Below are 19,234 nucleotides of genomic sequence, written 5' to 3'. Positions count from 1 at the left end.
AATAAAGGCACTTGGGTATGTAAACCTAAGTGTCTTTATTTGTATGCGTAAAAGAAATTAAGTTATGCTAATTTTTAGTTGAGAAATTTATATTGAATAGGATGTGGCACAAATGGTAAATGATACACAAGTGTTAAATAATGGTTACCCAATGCCTAAAGTAGGACTAGGTGTTTATAAAATGGAAGATAATGAGATGGAAACCGCAGTACAAACAGCATTAGAAGCGGGATATCGTGCATTTGATACTGCATATTTTTACGGTAATGAACAAGCGCTAGGTAAAGCTTTAAACAACAGTGATATTGCGAGAGAAGATGTATTTATTACTTCTAAATTATGGAATGATTATCAAGGATATGACAATACATTAGAATATTTTAATAAATCTTTAGAAAACTTAGGATTGGATTACTTAGATTTATATTTAATTCATTGGCCATGTGAAAAAGATGGCTTATATATTGAATCTTATAAAGCATTAGAAAAATTATATAACGAAGGTAAAATTAAAGCGATTGGTGTATGTAACTTTAAACCCCATCACTTAGAAACTTTGATGAAAGAGACAACTATTGTACCTCAAATTAATCAAATAGAAGTTCATCCTTATTTTAATCAACAAGATGTACAAGATTATTGTGATAAACATGATATTACTGTCACAGCTTGGATGCCACTTATGAGAAATCGTGGATTATTAGATGATCCAGTAATTACAAAATTAGCAGAACAATATGACAAAACACCAGCACAAATTGTATTACGTTGGCATCTAGCTCATGACAGAATTATTATTCCTAAATCAAAAACGCCATCTCGTATTCGTGAAAATTTTGATATTTTTGACTTTAATTTAGAACTTACTGAGATTGCAGAAATTGATAGTTTAAATAGAAATGCACGTCAAGGTAAAGATCCAGATGATGTAGCAATAGGTGATTTAAAATAATATAGTTTAAATTATTACAAAATCTAGGGTTAATGTTAATTATTTGTTAATTACATGGTTATTAGTAGAATATTTATTGATTTTATTGATACAATATTAGAAAGAATGTAGAAAAGGATGTAATTAGATGAAAATCAGAGTCATTATACCTTGCTTCAATGAAGGTAAAGTCGTAAAAAAAACTTACGATAGATTGACTGAAATTTTGAGGGAGAATAGTAAAACTCGTCGTTATTATTATGACTTGTTATTTATTGATGATGGTAGTCAAGATAATACGATTGAGCATATACAAAATTTAGCGGAATACGATGAACATGTTAAATATATTTCTTTCAGTCGAAATTTTGGTAAAGAAGCAGCAATGATTGCTGGTTTTCAATACAGTGTGAATTTTGATGCAGTCGTAATGATTGATGGAGATTTACAACATCCTCCGGAATTTATACCTAAAATGATTGAAATGTATCAACAAGGTTTTGATCAAGTTGTCGCTAAACGAGATCGTAGTGGTGAAAATGTTGCACGTAAAACAATGTCAAAGTTGTACTATAAGCTCATTAATAGCTTTGTTGAAGATATTAAATTTAGTGATGGTGTAGGCGATTTTCGATTATTAAGTCAACGTGCAGTTGAATCGATTGTTTCATTAAACGAATATAATCGATTTTCTAAAGGATTATTTGAATGGATAGGGTATAATACAAAGATCTTTACTTATAAAAATGTAGAACGAGAAGCTGGAGAATCTAAATGGACATTTACTAAGTTATTAAATTATGGGATTGATGGATTAATATCATTTAATAATAAACCACTGAGAGCAATGATATATCTTGGAATGTTTATTTTTGGATTAAGCATCATTTATATTATTTATTTGTTAATAGGTATTTTAATGAATGGAATTAATCATCCTGGTTACTTTACAACAATAGCAGCTGTATTGTTATTAGGTGGCATTCAGTTAATGTCTATTGGTGTCGTTGGCGAATATATTGGACGAATTTATTACGAAGTAAAACAAAGACCAAAATATATTGTGGAAGCTTCCAATTTAAAAACACCTATTGAAAAAGTAGTTGCAGAAAAAGAAAATATTTATTAATAAAAAATAAACATGTAAAAGCTCTTACATAATAGCTTCTTACATGTTTATTTTTTTAGGTCATTTTCAATATTATTATGTTTTAGTTGCCATAATAAATATATATCAAATAAAGCATAAATAATTATGAAGATATACCAAAATGACGTTAATAATGTCAAAAGTATAATTGAAATAATAATAATTGTATGACCGATCATAATAGGATGTTGTAATTTACTCAAAAATTTAAGATGATTCATTTCATTTTTTGAAAAAGTACTTATGAAATCAATGCTTAAGCCTACGATAAATATAGCTGGAGCTAAATAAGGAATAGACATATAGACTGATTGGTCGCTAGATTCAAAAGTGATAAATAATGAGCAACTAATCATAATTGCAAAAATTAATGCAAGAGATTTATACTCTGAAATCATTAAGTATATATGTTTACGATTTAAATAATATTGTAAGATTGTCCAACTTAAGAAAAATATAATTGAAGCAAATGTTATAAAATTGAACTTCTCAATCACAACACTATTAATAATAGCATTGATAACAATGGATAATAGAACGGAGTTAAACGTTAGTTGTTTGAAATGATGCCGATATAAATCAAAGCCTAGAACACATATTGTAATGGCTATATTAATAAATACATATATAATCATGTTGTACTCCTATCACGTGTGTGTAGTTCATTAAAATATTATAGCAATTAAAATAAACTTAATCATTTCAAAACACTTAATCAATATTATTCTATTATAATTTACTAATTATACACCTTTCTTATTACTCCATAACAATGTATGTAACTGAGGTAAAACATACACATGATTCATATCACTGCTATTCATCACTGTATCTACAAGGGTTTCATAGCGACCAAGTAATTTTTCGGTATGTTGTTCAACATCATCATCTAAATAGGGGTTTCCTACTTGCAAATAAAATGGAATATTAGGATAACGATGATGAATCATTTTAGCAAATTGATAATCTTCTTTATCAAAAACAACTACTTTCAAATTCAATGTTGATGGTATACATTGTTCTATGACATCATCTAATATTTCTAAATTAGGCACCATATTAGAGCTTGGCGGTTTAGGACTAATTGTTAAATCGTTAATTTGTCGCATCCAAGGTTGAAATTTACTGCCTTGGGTTTCTAATGCCGTAAAAATATTTTTTTCTTCAAATAAATCTACTAAATCTTGAATTCCTTTGATTAATGCAGGGTTACCTCCAGAAATAGTGACATGATCAAATTGATTACCACCAATTTCTTTTAAACGATCATAAATGTCTTGAGCAGTTAATAACTCTATATCATCTTTAGCGCTACCATCCCACGTAAAGGCAGAATCGCACCAACTACAACGATAATCGCATCCTGCTGTGCGGACAAACATTGTTTTTCGTCCTATAACTCGTCCTTCTCCTTGAATAGTAGGGCCAAAAATTTCTAAAACTGGTATTTTTGAAGGCATTATTTAATCTCCTTTGGACGATAGACAACATAACTTGATGGTGTTTCACGTAAATAAACTTGTACACATTTAGGTTTATTGTCGTACTCGTTAAGATGAGCTTGTACGATTTCAGAAATTGTCTGTGCCACAATTTCAGTAGAAGGACTTTTATCTTTAAATTGAGGTAAATCATTTAATAAATAGTGATCAAATTGGTCATGGATCAATCGTTTTAATTCACTAAAATTAATTAAAAATCCATTATGGTCGAGTGTATCTCCAACAATAGTTAAGTTAACAAAATAAGTATGTCCGTGTGTTCTCATGCATTTTCCAGCATCTTCACTAGGAATAAAATGTGCTGCTGAAAAATTGAAATCTTTATTTAATTCAAATGTATAAGGGTGACTCACTGTAGGATAAACTTGTTGTATCATAATGACGCATCTCCTTTTTGTTCTAAATATTGATGAAGTCCACGTTGTCTTAATTTACAAGCTGGACATTCTCCGCATCCATCTCCAATAACACCGTTGTAGCATGTAAGCGTATTGTGCCGGACATAATCGAGGACACCTAATTCGTCACTGAGTTCCCAAGTTTGCATTTTATCTAACCACATTAAGGGTGTATGAATAACAAAGTCTCTATCCATAGATAAACTAAGTGTGACATTCATAGATTTAATAAAACTATCTCGGCAATCTGGGTAACCAGAGAAATCTGTTTCACATACACCTGTAATGATGTGCTTCGCATTCACTTGATAAGCAAGAGCCCCAGCAAATGACAAAAATAATAAATTACGAGCAGGTACAAAAGTATTTGGTATACCATCTTCTCCTGTCTCAATCTTCATATCATGTTTTGTTAATGCATTTGGAGTAAGTTGAGATAGTAAAGACATGTCTAAAATATGGTGTTTCAATCCTTGATCTTTTGCTATTTTAGAAGCTACTTCGATTTCTGTATTATGTCTTTGCCCATAATTGAATGTGACAAGTTCAACCTCTTTAAAATGTCTTTTGGCGTAGAAAAGACAGGTTGTACTATCTTGACCACCACTAAACACAACAATTGCTTTTTCAGAATTCAAAACACTGTTTGGCATAACATTTCTCCTTTAAAAGTTAATATTTTTAATTTATGATGAAATAGAATGAAAAAATTTGATATAAAATATAAAAAAAGCCTATCTCTATAAAAAGATAGACTTAAAAGATGTAGAATATGTGTACATTAAAAATGTGTGTATAAATATTTCTACAAAGGTCTAGTTTTTTATAGAGGGTTTCAGCTAGGAACCTCTTTCTATTCGAATTATACGATAGATAGCTTAATATATTCATATCTTAAAATCAAGTGCTAGTTTATAGAATATTAAAGTAAGCGCTTATATAAAAATTGTATTTTAAATATATTATTTTGAAGGTTGGAAATAATTATGATTATAGTCATAGATAATAATGATTCATTTACATACAACTTGATTGATTACATAAAATCAGAAACCTCTCATTGTGTAGAGGTATTAAAGGTAACAGAAGTGACTGTAGCCTTACTTGAAGAATTAACAATTGAAGCTATTGTCATATCACCAGGTCCGGGAAGACCAAGTGACTATCCAATTTTGAAAAGTGTTTTAGATAGATATGTCTCATCGGTGCCTATATTAGGTATCTGTTTAGGGTTTCAACTCATCTATGAATATTATGGAGGAGAAATTATTCATGGACCAAAACCCGTTCATGGTCATCCAACACCTATAATGCATACAGGCAAAGGACTTTTCAAACATTTACCTCAAAATTTTAATGTCATGCGTTATCATTCTTTAATTGCTAATAGGCAACAATTACCTTCTCAATTAAATATTACAGCTACAAATAATGAAGGTATTATGATGGCTTTTGAACATGATACACTACCTATTTTTGCAGTACAGTATCATCCTGAATCTATATTAAGTGAATATGGTCATCAGCAGATTCAATACTTTGTAGAGAGAGTAGGAAAAATACATGAATATTACGTTTAATTACCGTTATTATACTAATGAAGACGACTACATTAATTATCAATTACGATTTGATCAATATATTTCAAAATCAATTGCTTATTCTTTAGAAGAAGTAGGTGAAGTTATTCAATTTGCTGAAGAGCAACAGAAAAAGGGGTATTATGTAGCGTTATATTTAACTTACGAATCAGCGCCATTTTTTAATAATCAATTAGAAACGTATCACTTAATAGAAAAGGAAGTATACGCTGTTGCATACGCCTTTAATCAACCCTTAAACTTTGATAATAATAAGGAAAATATACAATATCATTCAGTACATCACTTTCAATTCCAAGAAAGTGAAGAACAAATGAGAAGAACAATTATTAAAATACAAGAAGCTATTACAGAAGGAGATACTTATCAAGTTAACTATACTACTCGTTTATCCAGTAAAGTGCATTATCCTATTTCAATGTTATATACCTATTTAACTCAAACCAATAACGGTGGCTATACAGCTTTATTAGATACTGAAGAAGTAAAAGTTGCGTCAATTTCTCCAGAGTTATTTTTTCAAAAAGGTACGTTTAACGATAAAGCAAACATGATTGTTAGTAAGCCGATGAAAGGAACAATGCCACGTGGGAAAAATAGTGTAGAAGATCAGTTGAATTATGAAAAATTAATGTATTCTCATAAAGATAGAGCAGAAAATGTAATGATTGTTGATTTATTACGTAATGATATGTCAAGGGTTTCAAAAACTGGAACCATCGAGGTTTATAAATTGTTCTTTATTGAAACGTATCAAACCGTATACCAAATGACAAGTATGGTAACAGGGCAACTAGAAGATGCTATATCTCTTCATTCGATTTTAACAGCAATGTTTCCATGTGGATCTATCACTGGTGCGCCTAAACAAAGTACAATGACTTATATCAAACATTTAGAAACCAGTCCACGATATATTTATTGCGGCACAATAGGTTTATTGTTACCAGATGATAAAATAATTTTTAACATTCCAATTAGAACAGTAGAATATCGAAATAATCTAGCTCTTTACGGGGTAGGTGCGGGAATTACCATTGATTCTGTTCCATTAAATGAAATTCAAGAATTTCGAGACAAAACCAAAATATTGGAGGAGTTATGATTGAAATTATTTGAAACAATGCGACTTAATCATGGTAATATTCCAAGGTTAAACTATCATACGCGTCGGCTATGTCATTCTTGTTCACAATTAGGTTTTCAGTTTTCAGAGAATGCTTGGTATAGTTATATTGAAAATTTAAAACAACATTATAATGACCGCTTATATCGTTTAAAAGTAGAAATTGATAAAGACGGACAATTTACCCACGTTATTCAGCCATTATCTTCTAAAGACATTTTTACTGCACGTTTTAAAAAATCTAACAGTGACTATCCACAAGAATTCATTATAAATAAAACAACAGAAAGAACATATTTAACGCATAATCATGAAACAGATTTGATACTACTGTATGATGATAGTGGTAAAATTTTAGAATTTGATATTGGGAATATTATGATTAAAGAAAATGGAAATTATTATACGCCACGATATAATAAAGATTTTTTGAGAGGATGTATGAGAGAAAGTTTATTAGCAAATCATAAACTTAAGCTGAAAGATTATACTAAAGATGAATTAATGATAAAACTGGAAAATGAAGAAGTAGAAGTTTATTTACTGAATAGTCTACGTGAAGTTGCTCAGGTATCTATTTATATATAAAATACAATTGGTAGATGTTGTGAAATTTAATTTAGTTAATAATGGAGAAGGCTATGGCATTATTATGGTTAATACTTATCGTACTACTCAACAGTTTAAGTAAATATATCATCAATCGATATTTGAAGCATAATCTAATCATGCTACCACGTATTGTAGGCACAATGACTGTGTTGTTTCAATTTGTACTAGTATATCTTTTAATTCAGTCTATCATGCCATACGCTACGCATTTATTGAATCTATTTTATCACCAATAAAATAGATTCAAATAATTTAGAATGTAATAAGAGGTGCAATAATGAAAATTTATAGTCAGGGAGACCAAGCGATTATTATAGATATTGAACAAGAAGTCGCTGAAGATGTAACTAAAAATTTAATTGCTGTACGTACACATTTATTAAATAAAGATTTACCTTTCATCACTGATATTGTACCTACAGAGTCTAGTATGATGATTTGTTATGATGCTCGAGATATGATTAAACATTATAATATTTCATCGCCATTTCAATATATGAAGGCACTTGTAAATTCAATTCAAACTGAATTAGAACATATCGAAAATAAACAAGCAGCGTGTCATTTTCATAATATTCCCGTGGTTTATGGTGATCAATTTGGACCTGATTTAGAGGCTCTATTAAAATACTATCGTCTATCCAAAGAGGAATTTATTCAACTTCATTCAAAATCACATTACTTTGTCTCTATGATGGGATATTCGCCAGGCTTTCCTTATTTAACAGGAATGAATGAAAAATTATATGTTAATCATACAAGTCAGAAGAAAAAAAGAGTGCCTGCAGGTTCTGTCATTATTGAAGGGAAAAAATGTGGCATTGTAACGACAGATACTTATAACGATTGGTTAGTCATTGGCTATACCCCAATTAAATTATTTTTACCGGAGCGCGATAACTTTAATTTATTAAAATTAGGAGATAATGTCTTATTTCATCCTAAAAATCCAAATGATACTGAATTAGGAGATTTTAAATAATGTCAATCATAATAGAAAAACCTGGACTTTTTAGCACGTTCCAAGACTTTGGACGCCAAGGGTATGAATATGAGGGAGTCATCCCTGGGGGTGCATTAGATACATTAGGACATGAAATTGCCAATCGTCTTGTAGCAAATGATAAAAACGAAGCAACTTTAGAAATGACACATATTATGGCGAAAATTAGATTCACAGAGCCTACTTTAATTGCCTTAACAGGTCATCACTTTGAAGCGTGTACAGAAAACATGAAAATTAAACCTTATAAATTGTATTTAGTAGAAAAAGGGGAGGTATTGTCTTTCAAAGAAACGAGTACAACATCTCGTGTTTATTTAGCTATTGGAGGAGGATTTAAATTAGATGCTTGGTTAAATTCAACTTCAACAGATTTAAATATTGGTGTTGGAGGGTTTCATGGAAGAACACTTCAAGAAGGCGATGAAATTGAAATGAAACGTGATTATACATCACGACACCGTAAACTTTTTGAAAATTTAGCACATCAACGAACAACAAGTTGGGGAATTGATGGTTATGCTTTATCGTTTAATTATGTTTCTGATGTATTTCATGTCATTGCTAATAAAGGGACAAATGATTTTGATACTGAGACACAACAAAAATTTATACTTGGAGAGTACAAAGTAACGAATAAGTCTAATCGTGTAGGAATGTTATTAGAGGGTCCAAGTATCAAAGCATATTATGAAGATATGCCTGAGTATCAACCAGTAAAAAGAGGCACGATTCAAGTAAAACGTGATGGTACACCTATTATTTTATTAAATGATCATTATACTATTGGAAGTTATCCACAGATAGGTACGATAGCAAGCTATCATTTGACTAAACTAGCTCAAAAACCACAAGGATCTCGTTTGAAATTTCAATTTATAGATATTGAAACGGCTGAAAAAAATACTGTGAAGTTTAGTAATTGGACGAATCAATTATTTCATGGTATCGAATTTCGAATGCAATTAGAAATGTTAAAATAAAAAATATCATCAACATATTGAACATTAATATTTTAATGATATTTTTTAATGTAAAGGTATAGGACTATAGTCTGATTAAAATGAATAGATTAGGCGTTATAATATATCAATCAGTTTAATAGTTTAGAAATGATTAGGTATATAAATGGAAAGGCTGAACTTGAGCTTTTTCTTGATAAATAAGTAAAAATACTTTATATTTATATATTGAACTATGAAGTATTATTACAAAAATATTACAAAATTCGCATTTTTTTAATAAATAGTTAACAATTAAATGTAGTGATAAAAAATGTTCTTTTATTAAGTGATAATTAAAAATTTTATTGTTTTAAAAATAGCATTCGTAAATGGCCGTATTTGAATAACTATAAACGGAGGAAACATTCATGAGTTTACACAAAAGAAAAATAAGTCTTTTTGCGTTTTTCTTAATGACTGTATTTACAGTAACATTGAAAACGTATTTCTCATACTATGTAGATTTTTCTTTAGGTGTTAAAGGATTAGTTCAAAATTTAATACTATTGATGAATCCATATAGTTTAATCGCGCTTATTTTAAGTATCTTTTTGTTCTTTAAAGGTAAGAAAGCATATTGGTTTATTTTTATTGGAGGATTCTTATTAACATTTTTACTATATGCTAATGTTGTTTATTTTAGGTTCTTCTCAGACTTTTTAACGTTTAGTACATTAAATCAAGCGAGTAACGTTGAATCGATGGGAGGCGCAGTAAGTGCCTCTTTTAAATGGTATGACTTTGTGTATTTCTTAGATACGATTGTTTATCTGTTTATTTTAATTTTTAAACGAAGTTGGTTAGACAAACGTGTATTTAGTAAAAAGTTTGTACCAGTAGTGATGGCAGCATCAATTGCATTGTTCTTTTTAAACTTAGCTTTTGCTGAAACTGATCGACCTGAATTATTAACTCGTACATTTGATCACAAATATTTAGTTAAATATTTAGGTCCATATAATTTTACTGTATATGATGGTGTTAAAACGATTCAAAACAATCAACAAAAAGCATTGGCTTCTGAAGATGATTTAACTCGTGTTTTAAATTATACGAAACAAAGAAATACAGAACCAAACTCTGAATATTATGGTATTGCTAAGAAGAAAAATATCATAAAAATACATTTGGAAAGTTTTCAAACATTTTTAATTAATAAAAAAGTAAATGGTAAGGAAGTTACACCTTTCTTAAACAAATTATCGACTGGTAATGATGACTTTAGATATTATCCAAACTTCTTCCATCAAACAGGACAAGGTAAAACTTCTGATTCAGAATTTACAATGGATAATAGTTTATATGGTTTACCACAAGGATCTGCGTATTCATTAAAAGGAGATAACACATATCAATCTTTACCAGCAATTTTAGATCAAAAAGAAGGTTATACTTCTGATGTTATGCACGGGGACTACAAAACATTTTGGAACCGTGATCAAATTTATAAACATTTTGGTATAGATAAATTTTACGATGCAACATATTATGATATGTCAGATGAAAATGTCGTGAACTTAGGCTTAAAAGATAAACCTTTCTTTAAAGCATCAGCAGAATATCAAGCTAAAATGAAACAACCTTTTTACTCTCATTTAATTACACTAACTAACCATTATCCATTTACTTTAAATTCAGAAGATGCAAGTATTGATAAACCGAATACAGGCGATTCTACTGTAGATGGATATATTCAAACGGCGCATTACTTAGATCAAGCTTTAGAACAGTATATTAATGATTTGAAAACAAAAGGATTATATGATGATTCAGTCATTATGATTTACGGTGACCATTATGGTATTTCTGAAAACCATAACAATGCAATGGAAAAATTATTGGGTGAGCGAATTACACCAGCTAAATTCACAGATTTAAATCGTACTGGCTTCTGGTTAAAAATTCCTGGTAAAAATGGAACTGTAGATGAAACATATGCTGGACAAGTGGATGTTATGCCTACTATCTTACATTTAGTTGGTATCGATTCGAAGAATTATTTAATGTTGGGTACAGATATGTTATCTAAAGATCATAATGATGTGATTCCATTCCGTAATGGTGATTTCATCACAAAAGATTATAAATTTGTGAACGGTAAAGTATATTCAAATAAAAATAATGAATTACTAACAACGCCACCTAAAGATTTAGAAAAAAATAAGAAACAGGTGGAAAAAGACTTAGAAATGAGTGATGACGTATTAAATGGAGACCTATTCAGATTCTACAATAATCCAGATTTTAAAAAAATTAATCCATCAAAATATGACTATAAAATAGGTCCTTATGGAAATCAAAAATAATTCAATATTAGAGAGTGTGTAAAATTAACATTCTATATTAAACGCCCGTAGATAAGTTTTATCTACGGGTTTTTTATAGATGTATTAAAAATCAACAAAAAAGAATGGGAGTGGGATAGAATTCATTTTGAATTCGTCGTTTTACTGCGGCAACGCATTCCTAACTTGCGTTGGATGTAGACTTTCTTATTGAAAGTTTTATGTTGGAGTCTCGAGACTAGAATTGACTGTCAATATATTAAAAATGCCTAAGACAATTTATTATGTCTCAGGCTTATTCTTTAATTTAATTATCCTAATGATACGTCTAATATCATCATTATCACAAAACCAAGCATTAAGCTTAATGTAGCTAAATCTGTATTATTACCTGATTGAGAATCGGGAATAAGCTCTTCTACAACTACAAAAATCATTGCTCCTGCTGCAAAAGCTAATGCATAAGGTAGTACTGGAGTGATAAAAATAATTGCAATGGCACCTATAGTTGCAAAAATAGGCTGATGCTTGACCATAATTAAATGCTTTAAAACGTGTTGCACCAGCGGCTCTAATCGGCATGGACAAAGCAGCTCCTTCTGGAATATTCTGAATACCAATACCAATTGCTAAACCAAGGGCTCCAAAAAAGGTAGCTTGTCCATTTCCAGTTGCAATTCCACCAAATGCTACACCAATTGATAAGCCTTCAGGAATATTGTGTAAAGTGATAGCTAATACTAGTAAAGTATTTTTACTTAAAGAAGTTTTAACGCCTTCTCGATATTGACTTTTATCACCAATTTTTTGGTGTATATGTGGAATGACTGCATCAAGTCCTCTAATAAACACACCACCTAGAATAAAACCAATCGCAGCAGGTAACCAAGCAGGTAAATAACCATTTGTACCATAATCAATGGAAGGTTGTAATAAAGACCAAAAACTTGCGGCAATCATAATTCCAGCGGCAAAACCTTGCATAGAAGTTAGAATTTTTTTGTTTACAGTCTTAAAAATAAAGACTGATGCAGCACCTAAAGCGGTTAATAACCAAGTGATAATACCGGCAATAAGTGCTTGAAGATAAGGTGGTAAATTTTCGAAAAAGTCTATCATATCTATTTTCTCCTTATATCATTTAGCCTTAAAAAGGTGTATAATATATAGAACTGAATTAAGCTTATCAGAAATATATTGAAATTTCGATATTAAAAAGGAAGTAAAAATATGGAAGCGTATAAAATAGAACAACTAAATAAATCATATGCTGATAAAGTTATTTTTGATGACTTAAATCTCTCTATTTCTGAACATGAAAAAATTGGACTTGTAGGTATAAATGGTACTGGTAAAAGTACTTTATTAAAAGTCATTGGTGGTTTAGATGAAGATTTTTCAGCCGATATAACTCATCCTAATCAGTATCGCATTCGTTATTCTTCACAGAAGCAACATTTAGATGGTGATATGACAGTATTTCAAGCTGTTCTAAGTTCTGAAACAGATACTTTACATATTATTAAAACATATGAAGAAGCTGTGAAGATATATACAGAACATCAAGACGATGCGAATTTTAAAAAAATGATGGAAGCTCAAGAACTTATGGATCAACACCATGCATGGGATTACAATGCTGAAATCAAAACGATTTTATCAAAATTAGGTATTAATAATACAACTAAAAAAATTAAAGAATTATCAGGAGGACAACAAAAACGTGTTGTCTTAGCTAAGACGCTTATTGAACAACCTGATTTGTTATTGTTAGATGAGCCTACAAACCATTTAGACTTTGAATCAATTAACTGGTTAATTAACTATGTTAAGCAATATCCACATACAGTTTTATTTGTTACACACGATCGATATTTTTTAAATGAGATTGCTACACGTATTGTGGAATTAGATAGAGGAAAACTTAAATCTTATCCAGGAAACTATGAAGATTACATTGCAATGAGAGCTGAAAATGAAGTGATTGAATTAAAACAACAAGAAAAGCAAAAAGCACTTTATAAACAAGAACTTGCGTGGATGCGTACAGGCGCAAAAGCAAGAACGACAAAACAACAGGCTCGAATTAACCGATTTAATGATTTAGAGACAGAAGTTCAATCTCATCATCAAAAAGATAAAGGTCAACTCAATCTTGCTTATTCTAGATTAGGCAAACAAGTATTTGAGTTAGATCATTTAACGAAAAAGTTTCAAAATAACATATTATTTAAAGATGTAACAGAAATCATTCAAAGTGGTCAAAGAATTGGTATTGTTGGCCCAAATGGTGCTGGGAAGACGACAATGTTAAATATTTTAAATCAAGATGATACTGATTATTCTGGAGAATTAAAAGTTGGGCAAACTGTAAAAATAGCTTATTTTAAACAAACAGAAGAAACTTTGGATAGAGATATACGTATGATCGACTATTTGAGAGAAGAAAGTGAAGTGGCAAAAGAAAAAGATGGTACTTCAGTTTCAGTTACTCAATTGTTAGAGCAATTTCTATTTCCGAGTGCTACCCATGGTAAAAAGATTTATAAATTATCAGGTGGAGAGCAAAAACGATTATATTTATTGAGATTGCTTGTCCATCAACCTAATGTTCTGTTACTTGATGAGCCAACCAATGATCTTGATACTGAAACATTAACAATTTTAGAAGACTACATTAGTACATTCGGAGGATCAGTAATAACTGTAAGTCATGATCGTTATTTTTTAAATAAAGTAGCACAAGAATATTGGTATATTCACGAGGGCCAATTAGAACGTATTATTGGAACATTCGAAGATTATGAGGCCTATAAAAAAGAAAAAGATCGACAGGATACACTTGAAAAACAAGCTCAACAACCTAAAACTAAATCAAACGTTCGTAAAAAGACGGGACTGTCTTATAAAGAAAAACGTGAATATGAAGCCCTAATGGAACGTATTGAAACGACAGAACATAGATTAGAGCAGATTGGTGCTGAAATGGTAGAAGCGAGCGCTGACTACGCTAAAATAAAAGAATTAAATGAAGAAAAAGAACATCTAGAGCAATCATATGATGTAGACATCACAAGATGGAGTGAGTTAGAAGAAATAAAAGAGCAATAAGGGGAATATAAGTATGGAAGCAACTTTGTCACATTATTTTGGTTATGATACGTTTAGACCAGGTCAAAAAGAAATAATTTCTAAAATATTAAATCATCATAATGTATTAGGTGTCTTGCCTACAGGTGGTGGTAAATCAATATGTTATCAAGTACCTGGTTTAATGTTAGGTGGTACAACGATAGTAATAAGTCCATTGATTTCTTTAATGAAAGACCAAGTGGATCAGTTAAAAGCAATGGGTATCGAAGCAGCCTATCTAAATAGTAGTTTAAATAAAAAACAACAATCTGAGATTGAAAATAAGTTAATAACTGGTAACATTCAATTTTTATATGTTGCACCTGAACGTTTTGAAAATAACTATTTTTTAAACTTGCTTAGTCGAATCGATGTTAACTTAATTGCATTTGATGAGGCACACTGTATTTCAAAATGGGGACATGATTTTAGACCTAGTTATCAAAGCGTCATAAACAAAGTGTTTACACTACCTCAATATTTTACGATTGTAGCTCTTACAGCTACAGCTACGGCCGAAGTTCAACAGGATATTATGGAAAAATTAAATATCCAAAAAGAAGATGAAATCAAAACAAGTACCAAAAGACGTAATCTCATTTTTAAAGTTAATTCGACATATCAAAGACAAAAATTTGTTATTGAATATGCTAAGGCTCATAAAGATCAAGCAGGTATTATTTATTGTTCTACACGTAAACAAGTAGAAGAATTACAAGAATCTCTAGAATCTATAAATATTGCTTCTGCTATTTATCATGCAGGTTTAACAAATAAAGAAAGAGAAGAAGCTCAAAATGACTTCGTATACGATCGTATTAAAGTTGTTATCGCAACAAATGCATTTGGAATGGGTATTGATAAATCTAATGTTCGTTATGTTATTCATTACAACATGCCTGGAGACATTGAATCATACTATCAAGAAGCGGGTCGCGCAGGACGAGATGGTTTAAAAAGTGAATGTATTTTATTATTTAGTGAAAGAGATAAAGGGTTACATGAATATTTTATTACTATTTCGCAAGCAGATGATGATTATAAAGATAAAATGGGCGAGAAACTAACTAAAATGATTCAGTATACTAAAACGAAAAAGTGCTTAGAAGCGACAATTGTACATTATTTTGAACCGAATGCGCGTCTAGAAGAATGCGGTCAATGTAGTAATTGTATTCAACAAAATAAAACTTATGATATGACCAATGAAGCAAAAATGATTATTAGTTGTATCGCACGCATGCGTCAACAAGAAAACTATCATGTTATTATTCAAGTATTGCGTGGAGAATTAAGTGATTATATTAAATATAATCACTACAATCAACTTACAACACATGGATTAATGAAAGACTATACTACTTCAGAGTTAAGTCATTTAATTGATGAGTTACGATTTAAAGGTTTTTTAAATGAATATGATGAAATTCTAACGTGTGATGAAAGTGTGAAAGAATTGTTGAATAATGATGTAACAGTGTATACGACACCATTTAAACATAAAAGTAAGGAAAAAGTTTTCATTAATACAATTGAAGGCGTTGATCGTGCTTTATATAGTGAATTGGTAGAAGTTCGCCGTCAATTAAGTGAAAAGTTGAATATTGCGCCTGTAAGTATTTTTTCTGACTATACATTGGAAGAATTTGCTAAACGTAAACCAGAATCTAAACAAGAAATGATTGCGATAGATGGTGTAGGAAGCTATAAGTTAAAACATTATTGCCCTAAATTTCTTGAAACAATCCAATCATATAAAACAAATATCTAACAAAAATTAAATATGACTTAATAAAACAACTTAGAGGCTAGAAAACGTTTTAAGTTGTTTTATTTTTTTTTGTTAAATAATAAATAGTATTTAAATCTATTAAGTATGAATTTATCAATAAACATGATTTAATAGAAAATAAGCAATATAAATTTTATAGTGATGTGAAGGAAATGAAGGTGACAAGATGATTGAATTTAAAAATGTAACAAAGCGTTATGGAACGAATGTTGCAGTTGATGATGTGAGTTTTAAGATTAATGAAGGAGAATTTTTTATTTTAATCGGACCTTCAGGCTGTGGGAAAACAACCACTTTAAAAATGATTAATCGATTAATACCGTTAAGTGAAGGGTACATATATTTTAAAGATAAGCCAGTGAGTGATTATCCAGTTTATGAGATGCGTTGGGATATTGGATATGTACTACAACAAATCGCATTATTTCCACATATGACAATTAAAGAAAATATCGCACAAGTTCCTCAAATGAAAAAGTGGAAAGAAAAAGATATTCATCAACGTGTAGATGAATTATTAGATATGGTTAGATTAGATCCAAATAAATATCGAGATCGTAAACCAGATGAATTATCGGGAGGACAACGTCAACGTGTAGGTGTGGTAAGAGCATTAGCAGCTGATCCTCCAGTAATATTAATGGATGAACCTTTTAGTGCGTTAGACCCCATTAGCAGAGAAAAATTACAAGATGATTTATTAGAATTACAAACGAAAATTAAAAAGACAATTATTTTTGTAACACACGATATACAAGAAGCAATGAAATTAGGAGACCGTATTTGTTTATTAAATGATGGTCGTGTTGAACAAATTGACACACCTGAAGGATTCCAAGAGCATCCTAAAAACCAATTTGTTAGAGAGTTTATGGGCGATCACTTACATAAAGATATCAATAACTCAAAAATCTCCGATCTAAATCTTACAAGAACACTTACTGAATATGACGAAAAACAAGGATACCCAATTATAAAAGATAGTATGAAACTTCAAGATATTTACAAGATACTTGCTAAACATGAAGCAGTAATTGTAGAAAATCATCATGCTTTAACACAGTCATTATTAAGAAGAGAAGATGTTTTTGATTATCTATCTAAAAATGATAAGGAGGGTTAAAGCATGAATGAATTTTTAACAACACTCAATGATCGTAAAATAGAATTATTAAGAACAATTTTTGAGCACATACAAATTTCTTTTATTGCTTTATTTATCGCAATTTTAATTGCAGTACCACTTGGTATTGCTTTAACTAAAACAAAGCGTTTATCTGAAGTTGTAATGAATATCGCAGCGGTATTACAAACTATTCCATCCCTTGCTTTACTTGGATTAATGATTCCAATTTTTGGTATAGGAAAAGTTCCAGCAATTATTGCATTAGTAGTATATGCGCTATTACCTATTTTAAGAAATACATATACAGGTATTAAAGAAGTAGAGCCTTCTCTAATAGAAGCAGCCAAAGGTATCGGTATGAAACCAATGCGACGTTTAACTAAAGTCGAGTTACCTATTGCAATGCCAGTCATTATGGCAGGTATACGTACAGCTATGGTGCTTATTATTGGTACTGCTACATTAGCAGCATTAATTGGAGCAGGTGGATTAGGGGATTTGATCTTATTAGGAATTGATCGTAACAATACATCACTGATATTGATTGGCGCTATTCCAGCTGCATTATTAGCTATTTTATTTGATTTTATATTACGTTATATGGCAAAGGTATCTTACAAAAAACTTCTTATTACACTAGGTATTATTCTATTAATTATCTTACTTGTTATTGTTGTTCCACTCTTTGGTAAAAAAGGTGCAACAATTACTATGGCAGGAAAATTAGGTTCTGAACCTTCAATTATTACGAATATGTATAAAATATTAATTGAAGAGGAAACACATGATACAGTTAATGTTAAAAGTGGCATGGGTAAAACCTCATTCTTATTTAATGCGTTAAAATCAGACGATATAGATGGTTACTTAGAATTTACAGGTACAGTATTAGGAGAACTTACTAAAGAGGATCTAAAATCTAAAAAAGAAGCTGATGTATATCACCAAGCTAAAGCAAGTTTAGAGAAAAAATATGATATGACTATGCTTAAACCAATGAAATATAATAATACGTATGCTTTAGCTGTTAAAAGAGATTTTGCTAAAAAATATAATTTACAATCAATTGGCGATTTACGTAAAGTACAAGATCAACTTAAACCAGGGTTTACTATGGAATTTAAAGATAGAGATGATGGTTATAAAGCAGTAGCTAAAAAATATAACTTGAATCTTTCTAATATTAAACAAATGGAACCTAAACTACGTTATACGGCAGTAGAGAAAGGCGACATTAATCTTATTGATGCTTATTCTACCGATGCTGAATTAAAACAATATGATATGGTAGTGCTTAAAGATGATAAACATGTTTTCCCACCTTATCAAGGTGCTCCAATGTTTAAAGAAAAGTTTCTAAAAGAACATCCGGAAATTAAAAAAGCTTTAAATCAATTATCAAATAAAATTACGGATGAACAAATGCAAGAAATGAATTATAAAGTGACAGTGAAAAATGAAGATCCATATAAAGTTGCTAAACAATATTTAGAAAAAGAAGGATTAGTACATTAAATTTGTAAAAACGCTCGTAGATAAATTTTGGACTGACCCCAATTAGTGGGAATGATA

General features: G+C 30.2%; 17 protein-coding genes and 1 pseudogene. 13 read left to right on the top strand and 5 right to left on the bottom strand.

The window, feature by feature from the left end; translation table 11 throughout:
• Positions 1-112: 112 nt before the first annotated feature.
• Together HMPREF3046_RS02800 and HMPREF3046_RS02795 are read left to right on the top strand one after the other, a co-directional pair.
• On the top strand, positions 113-952 hold the full coding sequence (locus HMPREF3046_RS02800) for an aldo/keto reductase (protein WP_070716257.1): 840 nt from the start codon (positions 113-115) through the stop codon (positions 950-952).
• A 127-nt stretch (positions 953-1,079) separates the two neighbouring features.
• Complete coding sequence (locus tag HMPREF3046_RS02795; protein ID WP_070716255.1) at positions 1,080-2,060, top strand: glycosyltransferase family 2 protein; 981 nt, start codon at positions 1,080-1,082, stop codon at positions 2,058-2,060.
• 47 nt (positions 2,061-2,107) lie between these two features.
• Here the strand turns inward: HMPREF3046_RS02795 and HMPREF3046_RS02790 are convergent, their stop codons facing one another.
• The 4 genes from HMPREF3046_RS02790 to queC all read right to left on the bottom strand — a co-directional run bounded on the left by HMPREF3046_RS02790 (position 2,108) and on the right by queC (position 4,634).
• Positions 2,108-2,716, bottom strand: a complete 609-nt coding sequence (locus HMPREF3046_RS02790) for a hypothetical protein (RefSeq protein ID WP_070716253.1) — start codon at positions 2,714-2,716, stop codon at positions 2,108-2,110.
• Positions 2,717-2,824: 108 nt separating this feature from the next.
• Positions 2,825-3,541, bottom strand: a complete 717-nt coding sequence (queE, locus tag HMPREF3046_RS02785) for a 7-carboxy-7-deazaguanine synthase QueE (RefSeq protein WP_070716251.1) — start codon at positions 3,539-3,541, stop codon at positions 2,825-2,827.
• Entirely contained in the window at positions 3,541-3,960 is a 420-nt protein-coding gene (gene queD / locus HMPREF3046_RS02780; RefSeq protein WP_070716249.1) for a 6-carboxytetrahydropterin synthase QueD, read from the bottom strand. Before queD ends, queE begins: the two co-directional genes overlap by 1 nt.
• Positions 3,957-4,634, bottom strand: a complete 678-nt coding sequence (queC, locus tag HMPREF3046_RS02775; protein WP_070716247.1) for a 7-cyano-7-deazaguanine synthase QueC — start codon at positions 4,632-4,634, stop codon at positions 3,957-3,959. Before queC ends, queD begins: the two co-directional genes overlap by 4 nt.
• A 333-nt stretch (positions 4,635-4,967) precedes the next feature.
• On the opposite strand from queC, the gene HMPREF3046_RS02770 reads away from it, so the two are divergent.
• The 7 genes from HMPREF3046_RS02770 (at position 4,968) to ltaS (ending at position 11,633) form a co-directional block, all read left to right on the top strand.
• The gene (locus HMPREF3046_RS02770) at positions 4,968-5,561 is read left to right on the top strand and encodes an anthranilate synthase component II (RefSeq protein ID WP_070716245.1); all 594 of its coding nucleotides are present in this window, start codon (positions 4,968-4,970) and stop codon (positions 5,559-5,561) included.
• Positions 5,545-6,687 (top strand): chorismate-binding protein, encoded by a 1,143-nt coding sequence (locus HMPREF3046_RS02765; RefSeq protein WP_070716243.1) that lies wholly within the window; start codon positions 5,545-5,547, stop codon positions 6,685-6,687. The genes HMPREF3046_RS02770 and HMPREF3046_RS02765 overlap by 17 nt, the downstream gene beginning before the upstream one ends.
• Positions 6,688-7,296: an aminotransferase class IV gene (locus HMPREF3046_RS02760; protein WP_070716238.1), complete on the top strand. Its 609-nt coding sequence runs from the start codon at positions 6,688-6,690 to the stop codon at positions 7,294-7,296.
• Positions 7,297-7,349: 53 nt separating this feature from the next.
• Positions 7,350-7,556, top strand: a complete 207-nt coding sequence (locus HMPREF3046_RS10940; protein WP_049335041.1) for a hypothetical protein — start codon at positions 7,350-7,352, stop codon at positions 7,554-7,556.
• Between the two features lie 41 nt (positions 7,557-7,597).
• Entirely contained in the window at positions 7,598-8,302 is a 705-nt protein-coding gene (locus HMPREF3046_RS02755; protein ID WP_070716235.1) for a 5-oxoprolinase subunit B family protein, read from the top strand.
• Complete coding sequence (locus tag HMPREF3046_RS02750; RefSeq protein ID WP_070716232.1) at positions 8,302-9,306, top strand: 5-oxoprolinase subunit C family protein; 1,005 nt, start codon at positions 8,302-8,304, stop codon at positions 9,304-9,306. Before HMPREF3046_RS02755 ends, HMPREF3046_RS02750 begins: the two co-directional genes overlap by 1 nt.
• Before the next feature lie 389 nt (positions 9,307-9,695).
• Positions 9,696-11,633, top strand: coding sequence for a polyglycerol-phosphate lipoteichoic acid synthase LtaS (gene ltaS, locus HMPREF3046_RS02745; RefSeq protein ID WP_070716230.1), 1,938 nt, complete (start codon positions 9,696-9,698; stop codon positions 11,631-11,633).
• A 290-nt stretch (positions 11,634-11,923) separates the two neighbouring features.
• Here the strand turns inward: ltaS and HMPREF3046_RS02740 are convergent.
• Positions 11,924-12,731 (bottom strand): annotated as a pseudogene (locus tag HMPREF3046_RS02740) (ZIP family metal transporter).
• A 111-nt stretch (positions 12,732-12,842) separates the two neighbouring features.
• On the opposite strand from HMPREF3046_RS02740, the gene HMPREF3046_RS02735 reads away from it, so the two are divergent.
• The 4 genes from HMPREF3046_RS02735 (at position 12,843) to HMPREF3046_RS02720 (ending at position 19,177) form a co-directional block, all read left to right on the top strand.
• Positions 12,843-14,723 (top strand): ABC-F family ATP-binding cassette domain-containing protein, encoded by a 1,881-nt coding sequence (locus HMPREF3046_RS02735; protein WP_070716228.1) that lies wholly within the window; start codon positions 12,843-12,845, stop codon positions 14,721-14,723.
• A 13-nt stretch (positions 14,724-14,736) separates the two neighbouring features.
• Entirely contained in the window at positions 14,737-16,515 is a 1,779-nt protein-coding gene (gene recQ, locus HMPREF3046_RS02730) for a DNA helicase RecQ (RefSeq protein ID WP_070716225.1), read from the top strand.
• 187 nt (positions 16,516-16,702) lie between these two features.
• Entirely contained in the window at positions 16,703-17,659 is a 957-nt protein-coding gene (locus tag HMPREF3046_RS02725) for an ABC transporter ATP-binding protein (protein ID WP_070716224.1), read from the top strand.
• A gap of 3 nt (positions 17,660-17,662) precedes the next feature.
• Positions 17,663-19,177, top strand: coding sequence for an ABC transporter permease/substrate-binding protein (locus HMPREF3046_RS02720; RefSeq protein WP_070716222.1), 1,515 nt, complete (start codon positions 17,663-17,665; stop codon positions 19,175-19,177).
• Positions 19,178-19,234 lie beyond the last annotated feature (57 nt).

The organism is Staphylococcus sp. HMSC070D05, from assembly GCF_001815595.1.
In the GTDB taxonomy this organism is placed as follows: domain Bacteria; phylum Bacillota; class Bacilli; order Staphylococcales; family Staphylococcaceae; genus Staphylococcus; species Staphylococcus hominis.
The sequence above is the reverse complement of the archived record's forward strand: the minus strand, read 5'-3'. Positions and strand labels throughout refer to the sequence as shown.